The organism is Vibrio harveyi, assembly GCF_030060435.1.
Lineage (GTDB): Bacteria > Pseudomonadota > Gammaproteobacteria > Enterobacterales > Vibrionaceae > Vibrio > Vibrio harveyi.
The window spans coordinates 526,775-550,149 of record NZ_CP125876.1 but is presented as its reverse complement, the minus strand read 5'-3'; the positions used below and the strand labels follow the sequence as shown (position 1 = coordinate 550,149).

General features: G+C 45.1%; 22 protein-coding genes. 10 read left to right on the top strand and 12 right to left on the bottom strand.

The window, feature by feature from the left end; genetic code table 11:
- Positions 1-44 precede the first annotated feature (44 nt).
- Both putP and QMY49_RS19050 read left to right on the top strand, forming a co-directional pair.
- Positions 45-1,538, top strand: a complete 1,494-nt coding sequence (gene putP, locus QMY49_RS19055) for a sodium/proline symporter PutP (RefSeq protein ID WP_005449887.1) — start codon at positions 45-47, stop codon at positions 1,536-1,538.
- Between the two features lie 179 nt (positions 1,539-1,717).
- Positions 1,718-2,227 carry a MerR family transcriptional regulator gene (locus QMY49_RS19050; protein ID WP_005449888.1) on the top strand — a complete coding sequence of 170 codons (510 nt, stop codon included), beginning with the start codon at positions 1,718-1,720 and terminating at the stop codon, positions 2,225-2,227.
- A gap of 95 nt (positions 2,228-2,322) precedes the next feature.
- Here the strand turns inward: QMY49_RS19050 and QMY49_RS19045 are convergent, their stop codons facing one another.
- Positions 2,323-2,853, bottom strand: a complete 531-nt coding sequence (locus QMY49_RS19045) for a GNAT family N-acetyltransferase (RefSeq protein ID WP_283316089.1) — start codon at positions 2,851-2,853, stop codon at positions 2,323-2,325.
- A gap of 413 nt (positions 2,854-3,266) precedes the next feature.
- Between QMY49_RS19045 and QMY49_RS19040 the strand changes: the two genes are divergently transcribed.
- Positions 3,267-3,506: an RNA recognition motif domain-containing protein gene (locus QMY49_RS19040; RefSeq protein WP_005449890.1), complete on the top strand. Its 240-nt coding sequence runs from the start codon at positions 3,267-3,269 to the stop codon at positions 3,504-3,506.
- A gap of 18 nt (positions 3,507-3,524) precedes the next feature.
- Here the strand turns inward: QMY49_RS19040 and QMY49_RS19035 are convergent, their stop codons facing one another.
- From QMY49_RS19035 to QMY49_RS19025, 3 genes are all read right to left on the bottom strand, one after another.
- On the bottom strand, positions 3,525-3,971 hold the full coding sequence (locus QMY49_RS19035) for a GNAT family N-acetyltransferase (RefSeq protein WP_009702245.1): 447 nt from the start codon (positions 3,969-3,971) through the stop codon (positions 3,525-3,527).
- A 275-nt stretch (positions 3,972-4,246) separates the two neighbouring features.
- Positions 4,247-4,696, bottom strand: a complete 450-nt coding sequence (locus tag QMY49_RS19030; protein ID WP_430381704.1) for a hypothetical protein — start codon at positions 4,694-4,696, stop codon at positions 4,247-4,249.
- The gene (locus QMY49_RS19025) at positions 4,683-5,045 is read right to left on the bottom strand and encodes a hypothetical protein (protein ID WP_283316082.1); all 363 of its coding nucleotides are present in this window, start codon (positions 5,043-5,045) and stop codon (positions 4,683-4,685) included. The genes QMY49_RS19030 and QMY49_RS19025 overlap by 14 nt, the downstream gene beginning before the upstream one ends.
- Before the next feature lie 534 nt (positions 5,046-5,579).
- Here QMY49_RS19025 and QMY49_RS19020 point away from each other — a divergent pair.
- Positions 5,580-5,828 carry a hypothetical protein gene (locus QMY49_RS19020; protein WP_005449896.1) on the top strand — a complete coding sequence of 83 codons (249 nt, stop codon included), beginning with the start codon at positions 5,580-5,582 and terminating at the stop codon, positions 5,826-5,828.
- Positions 5,829-5,835: 7 nt separating this feature from the next.
- On the opposite strand, the gene QMY49_RS19015 is transcribed toward QMY49_RS19020, so the two are convergent.
- Positions 5,836-6,003, bottom strand: a complete 168-nt coding sequence (locus tag QMY49_RS19015; RefSeq protein WP_005449897.1) for a hypothetical protein — start codon at positions 6,001-6,003, stop codon at positions 5,836-5,838.
- Between the two features lie 322 nt (positions 6,004-6,325).
- Here QMY49_RS19015 and QMY49_RS19010 point away from each other — a divergent pair, with 322 nt between their 5' ends.
- The gene (locus QMY49_RS19010; RefSeq protein ID WP_005449899.1) at positions 6,326-6,802 is read left to right on the top strand and encodes an Lrp/AsnC family transcriptional regulator; all 477 of its coding nucleotides are present in this window, start codon (positions 6,326-6,328) and stop codon (positions 6,800-6,802) included.
- Positions 6,803-6,902: 100 nt separating this feature from the next.
- Here QMY49_RS19010 and QMY49_RS19005 read toward each other — a convergent pair whose 3' ends face one another.
- Together QMY49_RS19005 and QMY49_RS19000 are read right to left on the bottom strand one after the other, a co-directional pair.
- Positions 6,903-7,610, bottom strand: a complete 708-nt coding sequence (locus tag QMY49_RS19005; RefSeq protein ID WP_005449901.1) for a DUF445 domain-containing protein — start codon at positions 7,608-7,610, stop codon at positions 6,903-6,905.
- A 640-nt stretch (positions 7,611-8,250) separates the two neighbouring features.
- Positions 8,251-10,089: an ABC transporter ATP-binding protein gene (locus QMY49_RS19000; RefSeq protein WP_069217864.1), complete on the bottom strand. Its 1,839-nt coding sequence runs from the start codon at positions 10,087-10,089 to the stop codon at positions 8,251-8,253.
- A gap of 407 nt (positions 10,090-10,496) precedes the next feature.
- Between QMY49_RS19000 and QMY49_RS18995 the strand changes: the two genes are divergently transcribed.
- Entirely contained in the window at positions 10,497-11,498 is a 1,002-nt protein-coding gene (locus tag QMY49_RS18995; protein WP_283316075.1) for an arginine deiminase-related protein, read from the top strand.
- Between the two features lie 75 nt (positions 11,499-11,573).
- On the opposite strand, the gene QMY49_RS18990 is transcribed toward QMY49_RS18995, so the two are convergent.
- From QMY49_RS18990 to QMY49_RS18970, 5 genes are all read right to left on the bottom strand, one after another.
- The gene (locus QMY49_RS18990; protein ID WP_283316072.1) at positions 11,574-12,281 is read right to left on the bottom strand and encodes an exonuclease domain-containing protein; all 708 of its coding nucleotides are present in this window, start codon (positions 12,279-12,281) and stop codon (positions 11,574-11,576) included.
- 3 nt (positions 12,282-12,284) lie between these two features.
- Positions 12,285-14,156, bottom strand: a complete 1,872-nt coding sequence (locus tag QMY49_RS18985) for a DUF294 nucleotidyltransferase-like domain-containing protein (RefSeq protein ID WP_009696495.1) — start codon at positions 14,154-14,156, stop codon at positions 12,285-12,287.
- Positions 14,157-14,251: 95 nt separating this feature from the next.
- Positions 14,252-15,997 (bottom strand): DUF4955 domain-containing protein, encoded by a 1,746-nt coding sequence (locus QMY49_RS18980; RefSeq protein WP_283316070.1) that lies wholly within the window; start codon positions 15,995-15,997, stop codon positions 14,252-14,254.
- A 15-nt stretch (positions 15,998-16,012) separates the two neighbouring features.
- Positions 16,013-17,164 carry an anaerobic sulfatase maturase gene (locus QMY49_RS18975; protein ID WP_283316069.1) on the bottom strand — a complete coding sequence of 384 codons (1,152 nt, stop codon included), beginning with the start codon at positions 17,162-17,164 and terminating at the stop codon, positions 16,013-16,015.
- A 75-nt stretch (positions 17,165-17,239) separates the two neighbouring features.
- Positions 17,240-18,487, bottom strand: a complete 1,248-nt coding sequence (locus tag QMY49_RS18970; RefSeq protein WP_009696492.1) for a carbohydrate porin — start codon at positions 18,485-18,487, stop codon at positions 17,240-17,242.
- A gap of 328 nt (positions 18,488-18,815) precedes the next feature.
- Between QMY49_RS18970 and QMY49_RS18965 the strand changes: the two genes are divergently transcribed.
- From QMY49_RS18965 to kduD, 4 genes are read left to right on the top strand one after another with little or no spacing between them, the layout of a single operon-like run.
- A complete protein-coding gene (locus QMY49_RS18965; protein WP_005449918.1) occupies positions 18,816-19,976 on the top strand; it encodes a glycoside hydrolase family 88 protein in 1,161 nt (386 codons plus the stop codon).
- Between the two features lie 11 nt (positions 19,977-19,987).
- Complete coding sequence (locus tag QMY49_RS18960; protein WP_283316064.1) at positions 19,988-21,745, top strand: sodium:solute symporter family transporter; 1,758 nt, start codon at positions 19,988-19,990, stop codon at positions 21,743-21,745.
- Positions 21,746-21,759: 14 nt separating this feature from the next.
- Positions 21,760-22,593 carry a 5-dehydro-4-deoxy-D-glucuronate isomerase gene (gene kduI, locus QMY49_RS18955; RefSeq protein ID WP_283316062.1) on the top strand — a complete coding sequence of 278 codons (834 nt, stop codon included), beginning with the start codon at positions 21,760-21,762 and terminating at the stop codon, positions 22,591-22,593.
- 9 nt (positions 22,594-22,602) lie between these two features.
- Entirely contained in the window at positions 22,603-23,355 is a 753-nt protein-coding gene (kduD, locus tag QMY49_RS18950; RefSeq protein ID WP_050902798.1) for a 2-dehydro-3-deoxy-D-gluconate 5-dehydrogenase KduD, read from the top strand.
- Positions 23,356-23,375 lie beyond the last annotated feature (20 nt).

Below are 23,375 nucleotides of genomic sequence, written 5' to 3'. Positions count from 1 at the left end.
TCAAAGCAGGCAAGGAAGGAAATAATTATAACGAGGACTATCAAATGATAGAAAATAGCTTTGCTATCACGACCACTTTTGTGGCGTACTTACTAATTATGGTTGCCATTGGCGTTTACGCGTATAAGAGGACTTCCAATTCATCAGACTACTTCCTAGGTGGTCGTAGCCTTGGTCCATGGCCAGCGGCACTTTCTGCAGGCGCATCAGACATGAGTGGCTGGTTGCTACTTGGTCTTCCGGGGTATGCATATGCAGCAGGTATTGAAGCGTTCTGGCTAGCAGGTGGTCTGCTTGTGGGGACATGGCTAAACTGGTTAATCAGTGCAAAACGTCTACGTACGTACAGCATTCAAACTGATGCGCTAACGCTGCCTGAATTCCTGTCGCGTCGCTTTAACGATAAGTCGAAACTGATTCAGACAATCTCTGCGTTCTTCATTCTTCTATTCTTCCTTTTCTACACCAGCTCAGGCTTGGTAGCAGGGGGCAAACTGTTTGAGACCGTATTCGGCTTGGATTACAGCATTGCCGTTATCATTGGCACGGTGTGTGTGGTTTCTTACACGCTATTCGGTGGTTTCTTAGCGGTATCTTGGACGGACTTGGTGCAAGGTCTATTGATGGCAGCAGCACTAATGATCGTGCCAGTTGCTGTGATGGATGGTGGTCTAGGTCAATTGGCGACGGACATGCACAACATTAACCCAGAGCTACTAACGCTATGGAACGATACGAAAGGCGAGCCTCTATCGGCTATCGCGATCATCTCGTTGGTGGCATGGGGTCTAGGTTACTTCGGTCAGCCACACATCCTAGCGCGTTTTAAAGCTTCTCGTTCGAACAAAGACCTAACAACAGCGCGTCGTATCGCTGTAGGTTGGACTGCGCTTTCTATGGCGGGCGCAATGCTAGTTGGTCTTGTTGGTCTAGTGTGGGTAACAGGTCACCCTGGTACGCAACTAGAAGATGGTGAGAAAATCTTCATGCTATTGGTGAACACGGTATTCCACCCAGTGATTGCTGGTATCCTATTGGCGGCAATCCTAGCGGCGGTAATGAGTACTGCGGATTCACAACTTCTAGTATCGTCATCTGCTCTAGCAGAAGACTTCTACAAGCAAGTGATTAAGCCGGATGCAACGTCTGAAGAAGTTGTAATGATTGGTCGTGTGGGCGTTATCGTGATTTCTCTTATCGCGCTATTCCTAGCAATGACGCCAGACAGCTCTGTTCTCGGTCTTGTATCTTACGCTTGGGCAGGCTTTGGTGCAGCGTTTGGTCCAGCAGTTGTGCTTAGCCTTTACTGGAGCGGTATGAACCGCAACGGCGCACTAGCAGGTATCCTAATCGGTGGTGTGACTATCGTGGTTTGGAAACAGCTAACAGGCGGTTGGTTCGATGTGTACGAAATCGTACCGGGCATCATCTTCTCAACGATTGCGATCATTGTTGTAAGTAAGTTGACTGGTGGTGCAGCGCAAGAAGTACTTGAGCAACACAAAGAATACGAGAAGAAATTGGTTGAGCTAGACTAATTCCTCTCAATTAAAAACAAAGCCCGCGTTCGTCGCGGGCTTTTTTGTGCTTACTCGATGGTGATTTGAATGACCCGTAATACCTCAATTCGAGAATTTCTGAGGTATAGTAAAAAACGCGTTGACCCGTCTATCAGTGTAGGGCTGATGCTATGTCTGTACCGACAAAAGGAGCCACTATGCTAACCGTAACCCAACTGGCCAGAGAGTGTGGACTCTCTCGTACTACGATTCTTTACTATGAACGTGAAGGCTTGCTAGCGCCTGCACATCGTTCAGAAAACGGTTATCGCTGGTATGGAGAAAAAGAGATGCAGCGTTTAAAAACCATCTCGTCTTATCGTTCTTATGGGTTACCGATTTCCAGCATACGCACTTTGTTGGCACAGAAAGGCAAATCTCAAGCGGAGATCTTGAAAGACCATTTCAATGAACTCGAACGCGAGATTCAAAATCTGCGAGCGCAGCAAAAAGCGATCGTGGTGCTATTACAAGAACCACAACTGATAGAGGATAATATTGTGACTAAAGAACGTTGGGTACAAATCATGCAAGCGGCGGGCTTCTCTGAAAGCGACATGGTGACATGGCACCAGAAATTTGAAGAGATGGAGCCTGCTGAGCACCAAAAATTCCTTGAATCTTTGGGTATTGAGCAAGACGAAATTGTGCGCATTCGCGCTCTATAATTAGCGCTTAAGCAGGACATTAAAAACCGGTTAAATAAAAATAAGCCTCTTCGTGAGGCTTATTTTTTATAACAGCTTACTTAATCATAAACTGCTTAGAAACGGATCTTTGAGTAAACCACAGTGTTACTCAATTCCCCTGAGGTAGAGAGGCGGTCGTGTCTCAACTCACCTTCAAAGTCATAACCACAACGCTCTGCGACAGCACGGCTTTTTAGGTTGGTTGAATCTGCCATAATCGCAATGCGTTTTGCACCGAGGTCTTCAAACGCGTAGCGCTCTAGCTCAAGCACCGCTTCGGAAATGTAGCCGTTGCCCACCGCGGCATCATCCAGCCAGTAACCGATTTCAAACGACGGCACTTCTTGATCACGAATCATTAAGCCTACTGCACCAATTAAACGGTCGCTTTCTTTTTCAATAATGAAGTAACGCAACTCCCCTTCAAAACTTTCAAAGTTGGCGATGGCTTTTTCTGTCCCCTCAATCATTGCTTCTAGTGTGAGCACATGTGGCACCCAAGGAAGATACACTTCGAGTGTCTTCTGGCTACGCAGTACTGCTTGGTGTGCTTCTTCTGCACGTTCTAAACAAGCAGGGATTAGCTTAAGACGTTTCGTTTCCATATCGGCTCTCCTTTGGGTGAAAAATGAAAGAAAAATCATTTAAGCAGATGTACTTAGAATGATCTAGTTGTTCGTATACCCAAATAACCTCGAGATGCTAGGTTCAGCGAGAATGACTTGGTTTGTATACGCGGCGGCGATTTAAAGGTCTAGTGGGTCTAAATCAAGAATCGGCAACAAAGTATACAAGCCAAGGCAGTTCGCCCTTTGGGAGCATGTCATTGACTCGATTGCTGCGTCAAACAACTTGGAAAGAGCTGGCTATTACGCTGCGTTGTTTTCCTTGACCTCGAGTCAATGACAACGCTCTGAATCCTGCATCATGAAGTCATTTGGGTATACAATATTATTCACTTGGTTTGTTTTGAAGAACCTGAGAGAATCGTAGGGTTATTAAAACCACTAGGTTCACTATGAAACTTTTAGTAAGAAACTTGGCTCGTCAAACGACTGAGCAAGACATGCGTGCACTGTTTTCTGCACACGGGAAGGTAGAGCTTTGTACATTGGTTCTTGATCAAGAAACCGGCTTATCAAAAGGCTTCGGCTTTGTGATCATGCCAGATGAAGCAGAAGCGATTTCTGCACTGGAAGCGCTGAACTTGACCAGCGTAGCGAAAAGCAAGATTCGCGTGAAAGTCGCTCAAGACTAAGAGAGAGAAAAGCCAGCATCATTGCTGGCTTTTTTGTATTTCAAGAGAGGAAACGAGCGCTAATCGCATTGGCACATAACGAATTCCTTCTTTCTCGCAGAGATCATCGGTAGGTTCAAAACCGTGCTTGTGATAAAACGAAACTGCGTTGGGGGCTGAACGAAGACGCACATAACTTCTTGGCTTATCATGGGTTGAGTCCAGTATCGTATCGAGAAGTTGTTTACCCAAACCATGACCTTGAGCTTTGGTTGCGACGAATAAGTGGGTGAGATAGTTATCATCTTTTAAAGCGGCAAAGCCAACCACTTTACTGTCGCGGAACGCCGCTAAGGCTAAAAAGTCTGGATGCGTTATTGCTTGTGTCACATCTTGTCCGATTCTTGCGAGAAAGCGCCGTTTTCCTTCTTCGGTAAAGTGCTCAAGGATGTGGCGCTGTGTAACTTTAGAAACCAAATCCGCCACTTGTATATACCCAAGTAACCTCGAGATGCTAGGTTCAGCGAGAATGACTTGGTTTGTAGACGCGGCGACGATTTAAAGATCTAGTCACTCTAAATCAAGAATCGGCAACAAAGTATACAAGCCAAGACAGCTCGCCCTTCGGGAGCGTGTCATTGCCCCGCTTTCTGCGTCAAACAACTTGGAAAGAGCTAGCTATTACGCTGTGTTGTTTTCCTTGAACTCGAATCAATGACAACGCTCTGAATCCTGCATCTTGAAGTCACTTGGGTATAATGTCATTCGTTTGCGCTTTGACTATCTCTATCATCAATTTTCTCTTCGATCTGTTTCATTAATTGCGCTAATTGCAGTTTATCGAAGTTGTTGGAATTTGGAATCTGATAGGAATCTGTGGCGGTGTAGAGCATCAAGCTGTTACTACTGAAAGGTTCTTTCTCAATTTGAACCTTGCTGATTTCATTCAATGGAATACGAAAGTACACTGTAGAATCTTGATGGTACTTCAAACTGTTAGAAGCGGGCTCAATACTGATCGATTTTGGCGTAAACCACTTATGCTTAGATAGATGTAATACGTACAGCAACAGAATAAATACAGCCATTCCTGCCCCTATTAACCATAGGTAACCGCCTATATAAGCAAAGTAGGTGAGTGATAGAAACCAAATGCTGAATAAGAACGGATTGTTCTTTGGTAGGTTTTGTGAGGTCTCATGAATGATCACTTCGAATTTCCTCGCTGCTTATGTTTGACAGTTTACGCAGAGCTTGTGTAAGCGGCTGAGATTTCACTTCAATTAAAATCAGGTTTATTAGCCCACCAACGGAGATAGCCGCAAGGACCGCGCTGATACCACTTCCTTTGGTTACTAAGCCATACAGACCTGTAATCAGCATAAGGATAAACGTCGCCATTTGTATGGTTAAATGGCGCAGAACCAAATAGTGACCAGTTTGGTAGTCCTTAATAACGTAAACGTATTGCCCAAAGCTACCGAATTCTACTTTGACCTTTCGATCTAGCGCATGACAGCGGAACCCTTGTTGATTGAGAGATTTTGCGAGGCTTTCCATGCCAATGACTCCATGTTCTATCTAGTTATCTTTTGCACATTATAATGTCACGATGAGAGCTGCTTAGTTTCGCTGAACAGCAAATCTAAGAGGCAAGTCCCACCGTACACTCAATGCTTTCTTTAGTTTGCGGAACGCTTTCAGGTTTAGTTATTCGCATCAAATCCGCATTGAACTGCGCGAGGGGTACTGCGATTTTTTTGTGCACAATTCACACTGTAAATTACACGAGTCGGAAGAGAGGTCTCCGTTCTCTCTCACCTGTCGGAATCAAGACGCTCTTTACTGCCGAATGTAAAAAAATACACAGTGACAATTACTTATGCGTAGTATCTCGTAGTATTACATACATAGGCGTTATTGTTCATAATTTGATACAAAAGTTGAGGTCTGACCAAGGTCTCAGTTTTCAGGCACGTGTGCGGAATTTTTTGGATGTGGGGCACAAAAAACTAAAGGGGCTTTTTAATTGTGGAATTATTTTGAACAAAATATGTCAATTGTCAGTAGCACAGAAAATCAGGGAGAAGAGAAATGCCGGATATTTATTGCTCAGTTTGTAGAAGATCAACGCAGCATAAAGTGATCATGAAGCGTTGTGAACCAGAGCATATCGCCACGCTAACTGGCAAAGTCGTCAGTTTTACTCAGTTGATGGCAAAGTTTGTATCGGGTGAGCATTACTACGAGATGGAACCGCAGTACTACTGCCGTTGTTGTAACCATCGCGCTATTGGTGAAGTGGTTCAGCATCCAGCGCGACAGACATCAGCAATTATGTAATTGACGCTTACGCAGCAAGATCTTTTTCTGTTGCGAATGGCAATCCGTCGATCATAACTGGCCAGCCGTAAGACGCATATTCAGACGCCAGAGACTTTGCGACTTCGTGTGAGACGGTCGTGTACGTCCATTCTCCAACGCCAAATGGTTTGTACGCGAGTTGTAGGGTTAACATTGCTTTCTCCTTAATATTTTTACCTATTATTGCCTTATCATTTGGCTCATTTCTTTTCTCTGCAGCTCATGTTTTTCTCTTCAAAGTTCATCATTCCATTATTTTGTTAACAAAATTATCTGATTAATAAAGTCGCCAATATTGGTGTGTTGATTTATAAATTATGCAGATGAATGTTTTTATTTTTTGACTATTTGATGAATTTTTGTGCTGGGCAAACGTTAAATGTATGCAGGTTTCACACGTTGTTGATATCACTATTTGCAAACTGAATAGTTACTATTACTCTGATGACTCCTGAGTTGTTACAAGGATGTGGTTAATGAGTTACCAATTAGACAGAATTGATTTGCAAATTTTGAGAGTGCTGCATTCTCGTGGGCGAATTCCGGTCGTAGAACTGGCAAAGCAGGTTAACTTAACCACATCACCATGCTCTGAGCGTGTCAAACGGTTAGAGAAAGAAGGCTACATAAATGGTTATCATGCCGAGCTCAATGCGGAGAAGCTTGGGTTGGATGTGCAGGTCTTCATCCATATTCGCTTAGATCAAACCAGCTTTTCGATTTTTGAGAAGTTTGCTAAAGCGGTAGAGTTAATGCCTGAAATAGAAGAGTGCTATTCGCTGTCAGGTGACTTCGATACCATGATCAAAGTGCGAGTGAAGAACATGAAGGCTTACCAAGAGTTTATGTCGAGTAAGCTTGGGACGTTGCCTGGTGTGATACAAACTCGTAGTGAAGTGGTCATTGAAGAACACAAGACGGGTTTTGGGGTGAATCCCGAGCTGCTTGGTTAAATTGCACAAAGTGCGCGAAACACAGGTACAAAAAAGGAGCCAATGGGGCTCCTTTTGAGTTCTTAATGCGAGTTAATCAGCATTAGTAATTAGATGGCTCTTAGGCACTGACGAAGGTTGTCAGTACGCCGATCAGACCACCAAATACCCCGCCCCAAACGACGAGCCAGCCAAGGTGTTCTTTAATCATCTTCTGTACGATCTCTTTTACCAGCGCTGGCGTCAATTCACTTAGGCGCTGATCGATGATGCTTTCAATATTCTGTTTGATTTCATCCATCATTGCTGGTGACTCTAACTGCTCTTTGAGTGCTTCTTTGATGCTGTCGCTCTTGCTCAGTTCGATGATGGACTCTTGCATCTTCTCAACAAATGGCTGACGCATTGGTTGTAGCGCTTCTGCGCCACCAAACATTGCGAGCATGCCGCCAAATTGAGAACCTTCAATGACTTCCACTAGAGAATCAAAGGCTGGGTTTAAGTCGACTTTCTCGATCACTGGTTCTAGGTTGATGTTTACGCCGCCAGCCATTTCCTTGTTTAGGAAACGATCGATGTTCGCTTCGGTAAAGAATTGCTCCATCATCAAGTTTTTGATTGCCAATTTGAACTCTTCGAAACGAGCAGGAATGACACCTGAACCGTACAAGCCGGGTACTTTTTCAAACAGCATGTGAATCGCTAACCAGTTGGTGATAGCGCCAGAAAAAGCGAATAGACCCGCGTACCAAAGGTAATCATTTTGAATGTGGTATCCCGCGCCCATCATGGCGATCGCGAGGATATTAGTCAGCAAACTTTTGTTCATAGTGACCGATTATGTATGAATTGATGAAGTAATAAGTGGGCATGATTCTATACCTAACTGGTAGAGAGATGCTAGGTTGAGCTTGATTGGGTCTGCTTTTAGGCGGGATGAAATAGGTTAGCGCTAAAAAAACAAAACCCGACATTCACTGCCGGGTCACTGCTTTTTCTTAGAAATTCTAAGTGTACTTTTATTGTGTTTTTAGAAGCGGAAGACCTTACAACAAAGTTGGCATTTCCAGCGCTCTGAGTAGCCGAATAATTTGTCTGCCCAACTTGGTTTTACTTGTACGATCTGCATTGAACCACATTTACACATAAGCTAATTACCTTATTATTAGATTAATAACTAAGCCATCAATTGAGTATAGCTGTTTCTCAAAAAGTGAAATTACAAATGAATCCAGCTTGCTACTCTGCGTTGTGTCCACTACTAACGATTACGCAACGGGACGCCATACTACCAGAAAAAGTGTGACTTTTACCCACAAAATTGTTTTATATCTGAGAAAGTAAGTGATCGCCATCACTATTTGTGTGGGGTGTCTTCTTGGGAAAGCGGCTCGACATAGCAAAATCGAATGAAAAAACGGCGCTTATTGCGCCGTTTTAGTTTGGTGATTTACTGCAATTTAAGAACGTTAACCCTCGAGCTCTTCCCCAAGGAAGCCACCTGTTTGGTGCGCCCAAAGCTGAGCGTAAATGCCGTTGTTGGCAATAAGCTCTTTGTGTGTGCCTTGTTCGACGATGTTGCCTTTATCAAGCACAATCAAGCGATCCATTTGCGCAATGGTCGACAAACGGTGCGCGATGGCGATAACGGTTTTGCCTTGCATCAGCTCGTTCAAGCTTTCTTGAATGGCGGCTTCAACTTCTGAATCCAGTGCTGAAGTCGCTTCATCCAATACCAGCAAAGGTGCGTCTTTTAGCAGTACACGTGAAATCGCAATACGCTGGCGTTGACCACCAGACAGTTTCACACCGCGCTCACCCACTTGTGCGTCGTAACCCACGTTGCCGAACGGGTCGGTTAGGGTTTCGATAAACTCGTGTGCGTGCGCTTGCTTAGTCGCTTTAATCAGGTCTTCTTCAGTCGCATCTGGGTTGCCATACAAGATATTGTCGCGGATTGAGCGGTGTAGCAAAGACGTATCTTGCGTCACCATACCAATATTCGAGCGTAGCGAGTCCTGCGTGACGCTCGAGATTTCCTGCCCATCAATCTTGATGCAACCTTCCTCTACATCGTGGAAGCGCAATAGCAAGTTCACTAAGGTGGATTTACCCGCGCCAGATCGTCCAACTAAGCCCACTTTCTCACCCGGTTTGATATTAAGGTCGAGGTTGTTTATCACGCCCTTTTTCTCACCATAATGGAAGCTCACGTTATCGAAGTGGATGCCGCCTTGAGAAACTTGCAGATCTTTCGCATCGGCTTTGTCTTTGATGTCGATAGGTTTAGATAGCGTCTTCATGCCATCTACGACAGTACCCAAGTTTTCGAATAGGGCACCGACTTCCCACATGATCCACATCGACATACCATTGATACGCAGGGCTAAGCTGATAGCAATTGCAATGGCACCAACGCTAATCGCGCTATCCAACCACAAGTAAATCGATAGCGCAGCCACCGAGAACACCAATAGATAATTGGAAATCTCTACTGCTACATCGAAGCCGGTCACCAAGCGCATTTGGCGATAGACGGTATGCAAGAAGCCTTTCATGCCTTCTTCGGCGTACTCGGTCTCTCGTTTACTGTGTGAGAACAGCTTCACGGTTTGAATGTTGGTATAGCTGTCGACAATGCGCCCTGTCATGGTGGAGCGAGCATCGGCTTGCTCAGTAGCCACGGCCTTTAATTTCGGAACAAAGTGGATCTGAATAGCGATGTACGCCATTAGCCAAACCAACATTGGGATCATCAAGCGCCAGTCAGCCGCCGCTAGCATCACGATAATACTGGTGAAGTAAACCAAGACATAAACAAACACGTCCATCGTCTTCATGACGGTTTCTCGCACCGCCAAAGAGGTTTGCATCACCTTGGTGGCGACACGTCCTGCAAAATCATCCTGATAGAAGTTCAGACTTTGATTAAGCAAGTAACGGTGTGCAAGCCAACGTACCGACATCGGGTAGTTACCCAGCAAAGTTTGGTGAATCAGCAGCGAGTAAACCACCACCAAAATCGGCATGACAATCAGCAATAAAGAGCCGTAGAAAATAAGGTCTGCTTTGTTGTCTTGCAAAAAGGTTTCTGGATTGCTGGTGGATAGCCAATCAACCAACTGACCCATGGCACCAAACAGAGACACTTCTACGATCGCCACAATCGTCGACATGATCGACATGATGATCAGCGGTTTCTCAAAGCCGCGCGTGTAATGGCGTAAGAACGCAAAGATCCCCGTTGGGGGTTGATCAGGCTGTGATTTGGGGAACGGCTCGGTAAAGCCTTCAAATCGTTTAAACATAACTCATCCTAAAGTTAAAGCATTGCCACGTCAGAGGGTGAATCCGTCAATTCTTCTTGCCTTGGACGAGGCAGAAATCCTGAACGTGGAGATAAGACATATTGTGGTCTGCTAGCCAGAAAAGCAGACGTATTTGCGTATGTGTGAGAGGCGAAAAAATAGTCTAACCGATTGCCTTTTAAATGTAACTAGTTGGTTATAAAGAATTCGCTAGTGCATTATTCTTGAGATGACCATTCACGCGTAACAAAACAGTAAATCGGCAAAGTGACAATAAAAAGTCGGGTTAATCCGGTCTTATACCAAAATATTTACTTTTGGTTGATGGATTTATTATTAAAAACAGCAAAACTGCGGTTAACAATAAATTTACAATCTCATCATTCTAGTGAAAAGGAATGTATTGGATGCTATTACACGAATCAGTGCCTCAGAATGCACATGGAAAAGAAGAAAGCACGCAAAGTGCTCTGCGTCATACCGCAAATTGCATTGTGATGGTGCCACCTAAAGAGTTTCGTTTTAACGAAGAAACTGCGCAAGACAACGAGTTTCAACACCAAGTTTCTCTGACTCAAGAAGAAGTCTCACGTAACACCATGGCTGAATTTTCCGCGATGGTTGAAACATTGCGTAAAGAAGGCGTGCAAGTGGTTGAGTTTGATTACCCTCAATCGGATATTGCCACGCCAGATGCTGTGTTCCCGAACAACTGGTTTAGCACCACTCCAGAAGGCACTTTGTATACCTTCCCGATGGCGTGTGAAAACCGTCAGCATGAAGTTCGCCCAGATGCGCTGGTCGCCGCATTAGCAAAAGCGGGTCGTGAAGTGCATCAACAAGATTCATTAACCGAATACCTCGGAGAAGAAGCCTACCTAGAAAGCACAGGCGTGATGGTGTTCGACCACTTCAACAAAACCGTTTATGCCGCGCTTTCACAGCGTTGTGATCGTCTGGTGTTAGAAGATTATGCCAAGCGCATTGGTTACGATCGCGTGATTTCTTTCCAAACCCGTTTGCCTTCTGGCGCGCCGATTTACCACACTAACGTGATGATGGCGGTGGGTGAGCAGTTCTGCGTGATATGTGATGAAGTGATCCCTGAGTTTGAGCGTCGCTTTGTGCTTAAATCATTGGCGAAAGATAAGCAGGTTATCTCGATTTCGCTTGAGCAGATGAACCAGTTCTGCGGCAACATCCTTCAGTTGGAAACGGTACGCGGCGATAAGGTCATTGCTATGTCTCAATCGGCTTACGATGCGTTCTCACCAGCACAAAGAAATCAACTGGCGACTCACGGTAAATTGCTGTCATTCGACGTTTCTACCATCGAATCGATTGGCGGTGGCTCTGTACGCTGCATGCTCGGTGAAGTCTTCCTACCAAGTCGCAAAGCAGTGCTATAAACCGACTCTGAATTTCCCCCAAAAAGCACCATGTTGAAAGATGTGGTGCTTTTTTATTGATGGGCTCCAGCGGATTTACGACATTACCTTGTGTAGAGCGGCATTGGCGAGTGAAGTCGTTTTATGCACTCTGGCAATAAAAAGCTCGGCACATGCTAACGCATCACTTGCTGCGCTGTGGTTGTAGTAAGCAGGGAATCCAAGGTTCTCCCTGAGGTCATCAAGCTGAAAGCTGGCAGGGCTATGAACAAGGTTTGATGATAAGAATCGTCGTTCGAGCTCCATCGTATCGATAAAGTAAAAGGGAAGTTTAACGATGCCAAACTTTTTGCTGAGGTAGCGCGACAGGAAGCCTTTCTCAATGAATGCTCCATGAGCTAATACCACTTTTCCTGCCAAGGCTTCAAAGAGTTTATTCATCGCTGCATCGATAGTGAGCCCTTGGCTGAGGTGCTTGGGGGTTAATTGGTTCACGCTGGCACTTTTAGCGGTGATGTATTGCCCGTGTGAAATAAAAAGCTCGTCAACGGTCGACAGTTCGATCTGTTGAAAATTGAATGGCACTAAACCAATAGATAAAATCTGGTCGTGTTTAAAATCGAGTCCACTTGTCTCGAAGTCAATAGCGACATATTCAAGCTGTTGAAGTGGTGACGTGACTGAGGGCAACGGAGTGCTGAGATAGGTTCCCCAACCGCCAATCCATTCACATTGGTCTTCGATAGTTTGTCGAAGTGTCTCGATGTTCTCCAAGTGGAACTTGTGTTTTAGACTCGTCAACATGGCTTATTGGTTTCCTTTTACAAACCTAAGCTTTGCGACGTCTTGCAAATTACCGATGATTTTAAACGCTTCTTTGAGGTGCTTTCTTTCAAAACTGCTGAATTGATCGGGGGCGATGTGGTTATCGGGTATATGCCCGTTTTGTATAGCATGCAATTGATGGCGGAAGCGAACTTGGCTAATGAATCGCAGCGCTTCAATAATGCTCTCGCAGGCATCTTCAGAAATGGCTTTATGAGTCATAGCATAACGAAATCGCTCCTCTGTGCCAGCAAGCTTGCATCCTACCGAGAGGCTGAAAATTCGCGCTAAATCTACGATGAGATTCAAGGCGTACTTTTTGATGTTTAAGGTATTGCTGTGCTCCCCACCTTTCTCTACCACCAAGTTATTAAAGATGCTCAGTGGTGGTGAAATGTTAATGGCATCTCGCGTCAAGCATGGCAAAAAGCTCGAATTGTGTTGAATACAATCGTTGAGGTGATCTTGCAACTCCTCGACTAACTCATAAGAACCATAGATGGCGCGGGTCTCTAGGAACACACTGATATTCAATAATTGATTGTACTCCGGGCTAGAAACCCATTTATTGTAATAGTGCTTCCAACGTTGCAGAGGCTGACACCACCGAGGAGATGCTGCCATATATTTACCATCGCAAAGTGGGTAGCCACAAGCCGCTAGGGCGTTGCAAACTCGCATCGCAAGGTGGGCGAAGTACAGTTGGTGCTCTTGGAATTTGTCATCTTCAACGACGATGGCATTGTCTTGGTCAGATAAGAGATGCACTTCATTACGCGCATGAGAACCTGCCACCATCCAAGCATACTTACAGGGCGCAGGACCAAGTACCTTCTCCGTTAGTTCAATGATTCTGCGAGTAAACGCATCCATGATCATCGACATGATTTTGCCTTGTAGGTTTGAGGAGGTGCCGTTTTCAACCAGCGCCTGAAAAATCGACTCTTTCTCGTCGCGCAGCTTGGCAAGAGCTTCGATAGAATCAGCGTAGCGAATCTTCTCAATCAAAAACAACGATTGGGTACGGTGGTTGTGTACTAAGTGGGTGGTCGTAAGCAGTCCGCAGACTTGCCCTTTTGATATGACAGGCAGGCTCCGGATATTGTGCTCTAGCATGAGTGAAATGGCTTCAATGATCCGCTCGTCTTCATCGATCACGGTTACAGGAGAGGTCATGATTTGGTGAACTGGCGTCGTGAGTGGGAGCCCTTTCGCCACCACTTTCATAGTCATGTCTCGATCGGTAATAACTCCCACCAATTCACCGCTTTTTTCTACGACGGCACAAGAGCTTTTAGGACGAGAACACATTCGTTCTGCTACGTCTTGGATTGGGGTGAGATAGTCCACAGACGTAATGTTTTCACTCGCGATGTCTTTTACAGTTCTGAAGAATAAACTTTTGTTTTCCTTGTGTTGCGAGTGATTGACGGCACTGTTTAGACGTTTTGGTGCTTGTGGATCAAAGCAATCTGTCGTTGCGCTTGCGCTGCTCATCACCTTACGCACAGCTTCGTAGGGGATGGAGTAAAGCAAGGTGCTGTCTAGTGCGTAGACCTGATAACGTTGCGATTGAAGGGAAGAATCTTGAAAGAAGGTAAACCCAAACTGGTCATTTTCTCCCAATCGAGCCAACAAACCTCCTGTCGAGTCTTTTTGCTCAATTGCACCTGAGCGAATGAAATACAAGTGCGCCGACTGACTTAAAGTTTCTTCGTCGATGGTTTCTCCCTTCGCGAGGTAACGCACCACTACGAGTTCGGCGAGCTGCTCAACGATCTCTGTGGGGAGCTTATCAAAAGGGTCGAGCTTCTCTAAGAAGTGCAGGATATTGAGTGTTGCGGAGGTTTTCATAAGGACAGCTTCTGGTTGTTATAGGAGGCTCAATTGAGCCTCCAGTCGATATTATTAAGTGACATCGCCTTTCGGCTTTACCTCGAATTCATCGGTTACTTAGCATGGCGTAAATTCAACTGTGCATCGAACAGTGATGCTGGTTCAACCGCCGTACCGATAGACTCCAAATGTGCTTGCTTAAGGCTTTCATCGGGTACTTCGGAGTAGTTCGCAGTGCCGTTTTCGATCATGGTATTGATGTACTTGGCTTGTGGTGCGACAGAGAATTCTGAGCCCGTCATCCCGATGATGTAAGGCATAATCACACGACCGTAAATGCCATCATCCTTCATAAACATAAATTCATTTGCGCTTACGCCAGTGTTGACAGGATTCCAGAAAGTGAGCCCTTTTAGATGGTTTGGTTGGTTGCCAGAACTCGCGCCCCAGCGACCATAAATCCATCCGCCCTTCATGTTATCGAATAGGTTGTGCATGGACTGCTCACCGTGCAAATCAATAGAGGAGTCAGCGGCGTATTGGCTGTTTTTGTACACATTGGCAATCGAGTATTTCGATACGCCAGGCGCATGCCAAGCGTGAGAGTTGTCGGTAATGTTTTCAATTAAGTTGTAGTTGCCGTACATGATAGTGAAAGCAAGGTGTCCCGGCGTTCCGGACAGCGTGACGTCATCAACCGTCACATTGTAGGTATTCCATAGCACGCCTCCTTGGTTGAAATCGCGTAGTTCAATGTTTCTTACCCAACTGTCATGAACTCGATTAAGTGCTAACAAGCTATAACCACTGTCGTGCAAGGCACTTTCATGATGGACAAATTCTTCGTGCCAGTTGCCTGAAATCGTCATGTTCTCAATCCCGACGTTTTCATAAGAGGTGACTTTTTTCACTTGCCAAGCGTCGGCTTGATCGAGCGTATGTGCAACTGGGGTAGAGAATGTCAGAACATTGCCATCAATAGCAGCAATGGTATGTTTCTCGCGTTTATCGAGCCCTTTAACCAGATTGGTCCAAACTGGCGTGTCTGGTGCAGAGGCTTTGTACTCGATGAGGTACGGTGAGATTGCGTCGTTGATTGCTGGCTCGCGTTGAATCAAAGCAGAAATTTGAACACTGTCGCCGACAGAAAAACCTGCGCTACTGTCTACCTGAACAGAAAAGCTTGAGCCGCCTTCAAGCGTTTGTGAAAGCTCAATAGTTGCGGATGTGGTTTCGGTGTCGCTTCTTGCTCCGAGTTGAAACATGTGTGGCGTCGTCCATTTTTTGGATGGATTTTCTGGCTGCAAATAGGTGTCCATTTTGAGCACGGTTTTACCAACGCCATCGCCTTTCACCACAACATTATCCAGATCGACGAAAATCGGCTGCTTGTTCTTAATATCATCCACGTTATCTGGATCGATGAGGGCATCATCTGCGGCATTATTGATGATGTAAGTGCCTTCAGGAAAATAAAGCACAGCGATTTTTGACTCAGCGGGATTCGTCGTACGGCTTTGTTTCATCGCTTCAATAGTGGCTTTTATCGCAGCTTTATCGCTGATTGAATCATTCGGTATTGCCCCAAAATCTTGGACATTAAACACATGGTATAGAGCATCCGTTTCTGTTGGGGCGGGTGCCGGTAATGGCGTATCGCTGAATTTATAACCAGCAAAGGAGTAGTCTTGAAGAATGCGCTCTTCAGGTAGTGTTGTTGAGGTATCCAACAGACCTGATGCTGAATCTCGGCTGGCAACAAAATCCGTCCAGTATTGGCTGGTGTTTTCGACACTCGATTCGCTATTACAAGCGACAAGCAGCAAAGCGACAGAGAGAGTTCCTATTTTGTATCTCATGGAATCATTTCCTTGTTATTGGGGGTACACGTTTTTTATGCGTTGTTTTAATGCTGGAATGGCGTGCTGGTAGAAAGCGCGCAATCCTGAGCAGAGGTAATTTTGCGGAGAAGATTCTTTGTTTGAACGCACCCTGTCTTTAGGGCAACCGCCAAAACAGAACTTAAGGTATGGGCATTGCTGGCATTGTTGAGAAAGTGAGTGGGTCTTATCGAGACCAAAAGATTGTTGTTTTGGGTCGCATGCCATTTGCGCCAAGTGTGTATTTTTGACATTACCTAAGCGGTGGCTATCTTCGATGTAGTGATCGCAACTGTAGACGGAGCCTTCCTGCATTATCGCAAGAGCACGACCACAATATTGGCTTGTCACACAGGATGAAGAGGGATGATTCAGTAGAACGGCGAGGCAGTCCTCAACGGTTGGAATGTAAACCTGACCAATATCGTTTTTCAGCCATTCATCAAAGACGGTTGTCATGAATTCGCCCCAACCTTGTGGGGAAACAGAATAAGGTTCTTGAGTGGTGACAAGGCATGAAGAGCGCATTTCTAGCTCGGCTTTATCCACGATCGGGATAAATTGCATTTGTTTGGTTTTCACTTCATCACGCAGGAAGCGATAAATCTCTAGTGCAGAGAGTGTGCTTTGGTGAGTCACACAAGTGAGGGTCGCAAAAGGGATGTGGTATTTATGAAGCAAAGCCGCCGCATTGAGCACCTTTTTATGTGTGCCTCTGCCTGAGCGTGTGTGGCGATAATGATCATGAACCTCTTGGGTTCCGTCGATGCTTAACCCGACGAAGAAACGATGAGTTTTAAGAAACTTACACCACGGCTTGTTGAGCAACATTCCGTTGGTTTGCAAATCGTTATGAATGGTTTTACCAAGTGGGTTGTGTTTTTTTTGCAGCTTGATGATGGTTTCAAAGTAGTCGAGACCGAGCAGTGTTGGTTCACCACCTTGCCAACTGAAAACCACTTGTTCGGTGGGTTGAGCTTCAATGTATTGCTTAATGTAAAGCTCTAAGGTTTCGAGCGGCATTGGGTTCGCAGTCACTTCTTTCAGCGTTTCTTCACGACCGAGAAAATAGCAATAATCACACTGAATATTGCAGGTAGATCCGGTCGGTTTTGCCATGATGTGAAAAGGGTAAGATGACTGCATTCCGCGTTTCCTTTATTTCTAGACTTATTGTTGTTTCACAGAAAAAGACCTGCTCCCGAAGGAGCAGGCTTTGTCTTATTTGAACCAGCCTTCAACTTGAATACCGACTTGGAATTCGGTGTCGTTGTTATCACCGAATGCATGATCGTCTTCATAGTCTTGGAAGTAAGTCGCGAATACGCGCAGTTCAGGGCGAGCCCAGAAGCTCTTAGATGGCGACCAAGTTTGAGCAAGTGTTACCTTGCTAGCTGATTGAGGGGTGTCATCGGCAGTCGTCGCATCGAAGTAGCCTAGCTCGAGTACGGTTTTATTGTTGTCGTCCCAGCTGTATTCAGGGCGAATAACCGCTGAAAAAGTCGTTTGTGTTGTGGTCTGGTTGATCTCGATATCGTCAATTGAAGAGGTCCAGAACAGAGAGTGAGCAAGTACAACGTCGTCGGTCAGTTTCAACAAGCCATAGTTCATTACTCGGTAAGCGGACGCATCTTTTTGCACTTCTGCGAAGTAGTTTTTACCTGCATGGTCGTTAAACAGCGCTTTGGAGAAGCCGTTGGTACCGTATTGGAAAACCGTATTGTTCTTACCCCATTTACCGCCGTAGGTAACCAAGCCAGTAGCCATCACACCATCTTCGGTTTGCAACGTAAATTCATCCGACTCATTTGGCATACCGTAGTCAAGACCGACTTCCAGCTCAGCGTTTTCCCATAGTTTGATGCCTTTATAGCGAATGTCGAAAATGTTGACGTTGAGCTTGTTGTTCTTCGTGCCTGGATCATCAAAATTTTGGCTTTTACGATCTGAGCGGATGGCAGAGACAGACAGCAGACCGTCACCAACAGGAATGTAATCAATACCGCCACCAGTACCAGACACATTCCAGTAGTAGGTATCAATGATGTGGTTATCGTGACGTTGGTTGTAGCGCTTACCTGCCCATACAGTAGATTCTGGTAGAGAAGGTATCAGTCCTTTCACCGCTACGTTTACTTCTTTGAACATGAAGTCAGTATCGCTGTCATCCATGGCTTCCCAATCGTTTGAACCATCTGACTGGTAAACAAAACGAGATTGGAAATAGACATCGTATTGATCGGTTTTCGCAAGCTGAGTCCCCAAGCCTAAGCCCAGATAAATGTCATCTTCGTTGCCGAGGCGACCAAGTTTCTGTTTGTTGTAAGACACCATCGCACCATTGCTTGAGCTAGAACCTGCACCTGCACGAAAATATCCAGAAAAATCGATATCTTGCGCAGCAACACCTTGGCTGCATAAGGCAATTGATGTCATGAGAAGAGAGGTTTTGATCGTAGAGTGGTTCACATTAATTTCCTTGTTCTATTTATTTTTCAAAGACGAAAGTCACAACAGAAATTAAGTGATTATTTTTTTTATTTGAATGAAGAAAATTGCTGAGGGATGCAAAAAATGAAACTCTATTGATTCATATATTATAAGCGTGATCGCCCTCAATTATTGGCTCTGTGACATTATTCACAAATTGTTACCTAAATAAGGAAAATTACCGAAGTAGTTTCTTTTTTTTCATTTTTGCATGTTTTTACACATTGAATGAAGCTCTCATATCTTCATAAACTGGCTCCAGATAAAAAATACGTGAAATAAAATAATCAACCTGGAACGAGTCGCAATGATAGAACATGCATATCCCTCAAAAAGGTATAAAAGCACTAATTTTGAAGAGCAATTAACAAAGGCTGTTTCTTCAATTAAAAATAATATCCCTCGTATTGGCATTAATAACCCTAAGATCGGCAATGAAGATGGTACATGGCGATACTGTGGTCCTTCAGATTGGGTTTCTTCATTTTGGACTGGTCAGTTGTGGCTTTGCTACCAGCTGACAGGTGATGAGACGTTCAAAAATAGCGCAAATATGCGTAAACCTTATTTTAAAGAATTACTTATCAACCCAAATTGGCATGATCATGATTTAGGTTTTCAATATTCATTAAGTTGCGTTGCTGGTTATATGTTAACCGAAGATGAAGAATATAAATCAATGGGTATAGAAGCTGCTCATAGTTTATATCAACGCTACCGTCGACTTGGTCAATATATTGTTGCATGGAATGAAACTCACATTCTTGGTCCTGAAAAAACTCAGGGAAAAACAATTATCGACTCGCTACAAAATACGGCGCTGCTTTTTTGGGCAGCAAATCAAACCAATAGTGATGTATTAAAAGATGCAGCAATTAATCACTCAAAAACAATGGCTAAGCATATTGTTCGTGATGATTTCTCTACTTTTCATACCTTTAACTTTGATCCTCTGACTCAAACGCCAATCAAAGGTGAAACCTTTCAAGGATATGCAGATGACTCTTGCTGGGCTCGAGGTCAGTCGTGGGCTATTCATGGTTTTGCTCAAACCTACCTTTATACCAAGAATCCTGAGTTTTTGGCGCTTGCGAAAAAGCTAGCGCTGTTTGTCACGCCTTACCTGCAAGATGATGCGGTTCCTGTATGGGATTACCGTTTACCAGAGTCTGAGCACCCATACAAAGACAGTTCGGCGGGGGCTATTACAGCAGCAGGCTTCTTGTTGATTGCGAGCCTTTGTGAGGACGAGCAAGAGCGTGATTTCTTCGAGCAATGGGGCATGCATTTAGTTCAAGGATTGATCGAACAATGCGATCTAACGGCAGACCCTTCTGCTCATGGCTTACTTTCTCAAGGCGCATCGTTTGTCGCAAAAGACATGGCAAACAACATGCTGCCGTACGGTGATTACTACTATCTCGAAGCATTGATGCGTATCTGCGGTCATCAACGCTACTTCTGGTAAGGAAACTGATAATGATTTCTGGATACGATATTAGCGCGATTGTTTTTTATTTTATTTTCATGGTCTTGCTTGGGTTTATTTTCCGTAAGCAAGTTGCCAATACCAGCGATTATTTCCGTGGAGGCGGCAAGATGGTCTGGTGGATGGCGGGCTCTAGTGCCTTTATGACTACGTTCAGTGCTTGGACCTTCACTGGCGCGGCAGGTAAAGCTTACATTGATGGTTTTGCAGTCGTTTGGATTTTTGTTTTTAACATTATCGGCTATCTGATCTGTGCGCGTATTTTCGCCCCTCGTTTTCGACAGCTTAATGTAATTACACCGATGGAAGCGATTCGTCAGCGTTACGGTGCGAAGACAGAGCGTTTCTACACGTTTATCTACATGATCACCGGTTTGATGGGGGGGGCAATTACGCTGTATGCAGTTTCAATTTTTATCTCTGCGGTGATTGGTATCAACATTCAATTGGCTATTGTGATCACAGGTGCAGCCGTTGTTTTCATGACCATTACAGGTGGGGCTTGGGCTGTTGTTTCAAGTGACTTCTTACAGGCGCTATTGATTGTTGCCATCAGTGTTGTGACCTTTATTGCGGTGATGAACAACGTAGACAGCGTTACCGATATTACTGATCACTGGCAGGGGGCTGCGCTTTGGACGGGTAATGGCATCCACTACCAAGAAATCTTCCTACTGTGGATTGGCGCTATCTTTATTCAACGTGTTATCGACATGAACAACATTGGTCAGTCAGTTCGCTTCTTGTGCGTGAAGGACTCGGCTCAAGCTCGAAAAGCGGCTTACCTTACCGCACTGTTGTTCGCATTTGGTAGCGTGATGTGGTTTATCCCTCCAATGTGGTCTGCAAGTGCAGGTCTTGACCTTGCGGGGATGTACCCACAACTAGGTGCAAAAGCGAATCAAGCGGCTTATCTATCAGCAGTTCAGGTTCTTCTTCCTGCGGGTATGGTGGGGTTAGTGGTTTCGGCAATGTTCGCCGCAACAATGTCGACACTGGATTCACGCATTAACTTTGTTGCTGCATCGTTTGTGAAATCTATCTACAAGCCAATGTTGAACAAAGATGCGACGGAAGAGCAAGAGTTGCGCGCAAGTAAGATTTCGACTGGTGTGATGGGGTTGATTGTCATTGGCTTCGCGCTGTTCCTTAACGAATTACGTGGCATCAGTTTGTTCTCCATGATGATCATCTTTGCGGGTCTTGTGAATATTCCGATGATGATCCCTCAAACTCTTGGCATGTTCATCAAACGTGTTCCTGATTGGGCAGGTTGGGCGACCGTTTGTTTCGGTTTCGTGGTTAGCTTAATCAGTAACAATGTCTTTAACGCTCAATGGGTATCAGAAACGATTGGCGTAGCGCTAACAGGACGTGAGCTTGGGGACTTGGGTGTGGTTATTACCCAGTTTATGCACGCCATTATCACGGTTGGCTTCTTCCTTTGCACAGGCTTGTTCTACAAAGCGCCTGAAGGGGAAAGAAAGAGTGCGATCGAACAGTTCTTTATGAATCAAAAGACACCAATTGTCTCGCCAGCAGGCATGGAAGAGTCTGATGTGATGCAGTGTCGAATTTTGGGGCGCTTAACGCTGATCTTTGGTGGCGTCATCACTGCATTCTTCTTAGTTCCGAACGAGCATGCTTATTACTTCTTAATCTGTGGTCTGTTCATCATGACCGTCGGAGGCTTGATTTACTCTCAAAGCCTTGGAAATAAACAAAAAATCGCAAGTGTTACACAATGATAGGTGAAAGAAATATGAACACACGTCAAGGCATTCATAAAGCACACGCAAAAACGCTAGACACTCAACAGTTACGAGAGGAGTTCCTTGTTGAGAGCATCTTCGAGGCTGACAGCTACACCATGACGTACAGTCATATCGACCGCATTCTGTTTGGTGGTGTGATGCCGCAGCAAGAGAAAGTCTCTTTCGATGGTATTGGTAAAGATTTCGGTGTGGATTACTTACTAGAGCGCCGTGAGATGGGCATCATCAACATCGGTGGCTTGGGCTACGTTGACGTTGATGGTGAGGTTTACGAGCTAGAAAACCAACAAGCGTTATACATTGGTAAAGGTGCAAAATCGGTGTCATTTGGCAGTGAAACCGAAAGTCAGCCTGCGAAATTTTACTACAACAGTGCACCTGCTCATGTTGCGTACCCTACACGTAAAATCACTCAAGCAGATGCGATGCCAGTAACGCTAGGAGATAGTGAAAGCTGTAACGAACGAACCATTTACAAATACATTGTGCCAGATGTTGTTGAGACCTGTCAGTTAGTGATGGGGCTAACCAAACTGGAAGCTGGCAGCCTATGGAACACCATGCCTTGTCACACACATGAACGTCGTATGGAAGTGTACTTGTATTGTGATATCCAGCCGGAGCAAGCCGTGTTCCATATGATGGGTGAACCAACAGAGACTCGTCATATTTTGGTTCACAACGAGCAAGCGATTATCTCTCCGAGTTGGTCTATCCACTCTGGCGTGGGGACCAAAAACTACAGCTTTATTTGGGGAATGGTTGGTGAGAACCAAACGTTCGACGACATGGACCACATTAAAACCACCGATCTTCGCTAGGAGCAAAACATGGAATTTAAACTGACAGATAAAGTCGCGATTGTGACAGGTTGCGATACAGGCTTAGGGCAAGGCATGGCTTTAGGGCTAGCCCAAGCGGGGTGTGACATTGTTGGTGTGAATATTGTTGAGCCGACAGAAACCATCGAAAAAATCCAAGCAACAGGTCGCCGATTTATCGATATCCGAGCGAACTTGATGAAAACGGATGATATTAGCTCGATTGTGGATCGTGCTGTGACAGAGTTTGGTCGTGTCGATATCTTGGTTAACAATGCAGGCATTATTCGTCGCAATGACGCGTTGGAATTCTCTGAGCAAGATTGGGACGACGTAATGGACATTAACGTTAAGTCGGTGTTCTTCTTGTCTCAAGCGGTTGCGAAACAATTTATCGCACAAGGCACCGGCGGGAAGATCATCAACGTGGCGTCTATGCTCTCTTTCCAAGGCGGTATTCGAGTGCCTTCTTATACAGCATCGAAAAGTGGCGTTATGGGGATTACCCGCTTAATGGCGAACGAGTGGGCAGCACACAACATTAATGTGAATGCGATTGCCCCAGGCTACATGGCGACCAATAATACCGCTGCATTGCGCGCCGATGCAGAACGAAATCAAGCCATCTTAGAGCGTATCCCTGCACAACGTTGGGGTTTGCCTGAAGACTTGGCGGGTCCTGTGATTTTCCTAGCATCACCAGCGTCTGACTACGTGAACGGTTATACATTAGCTGTCGATGGTGGCTGGCTGGCTCGCTAATACCGATACTCCCAAAATGC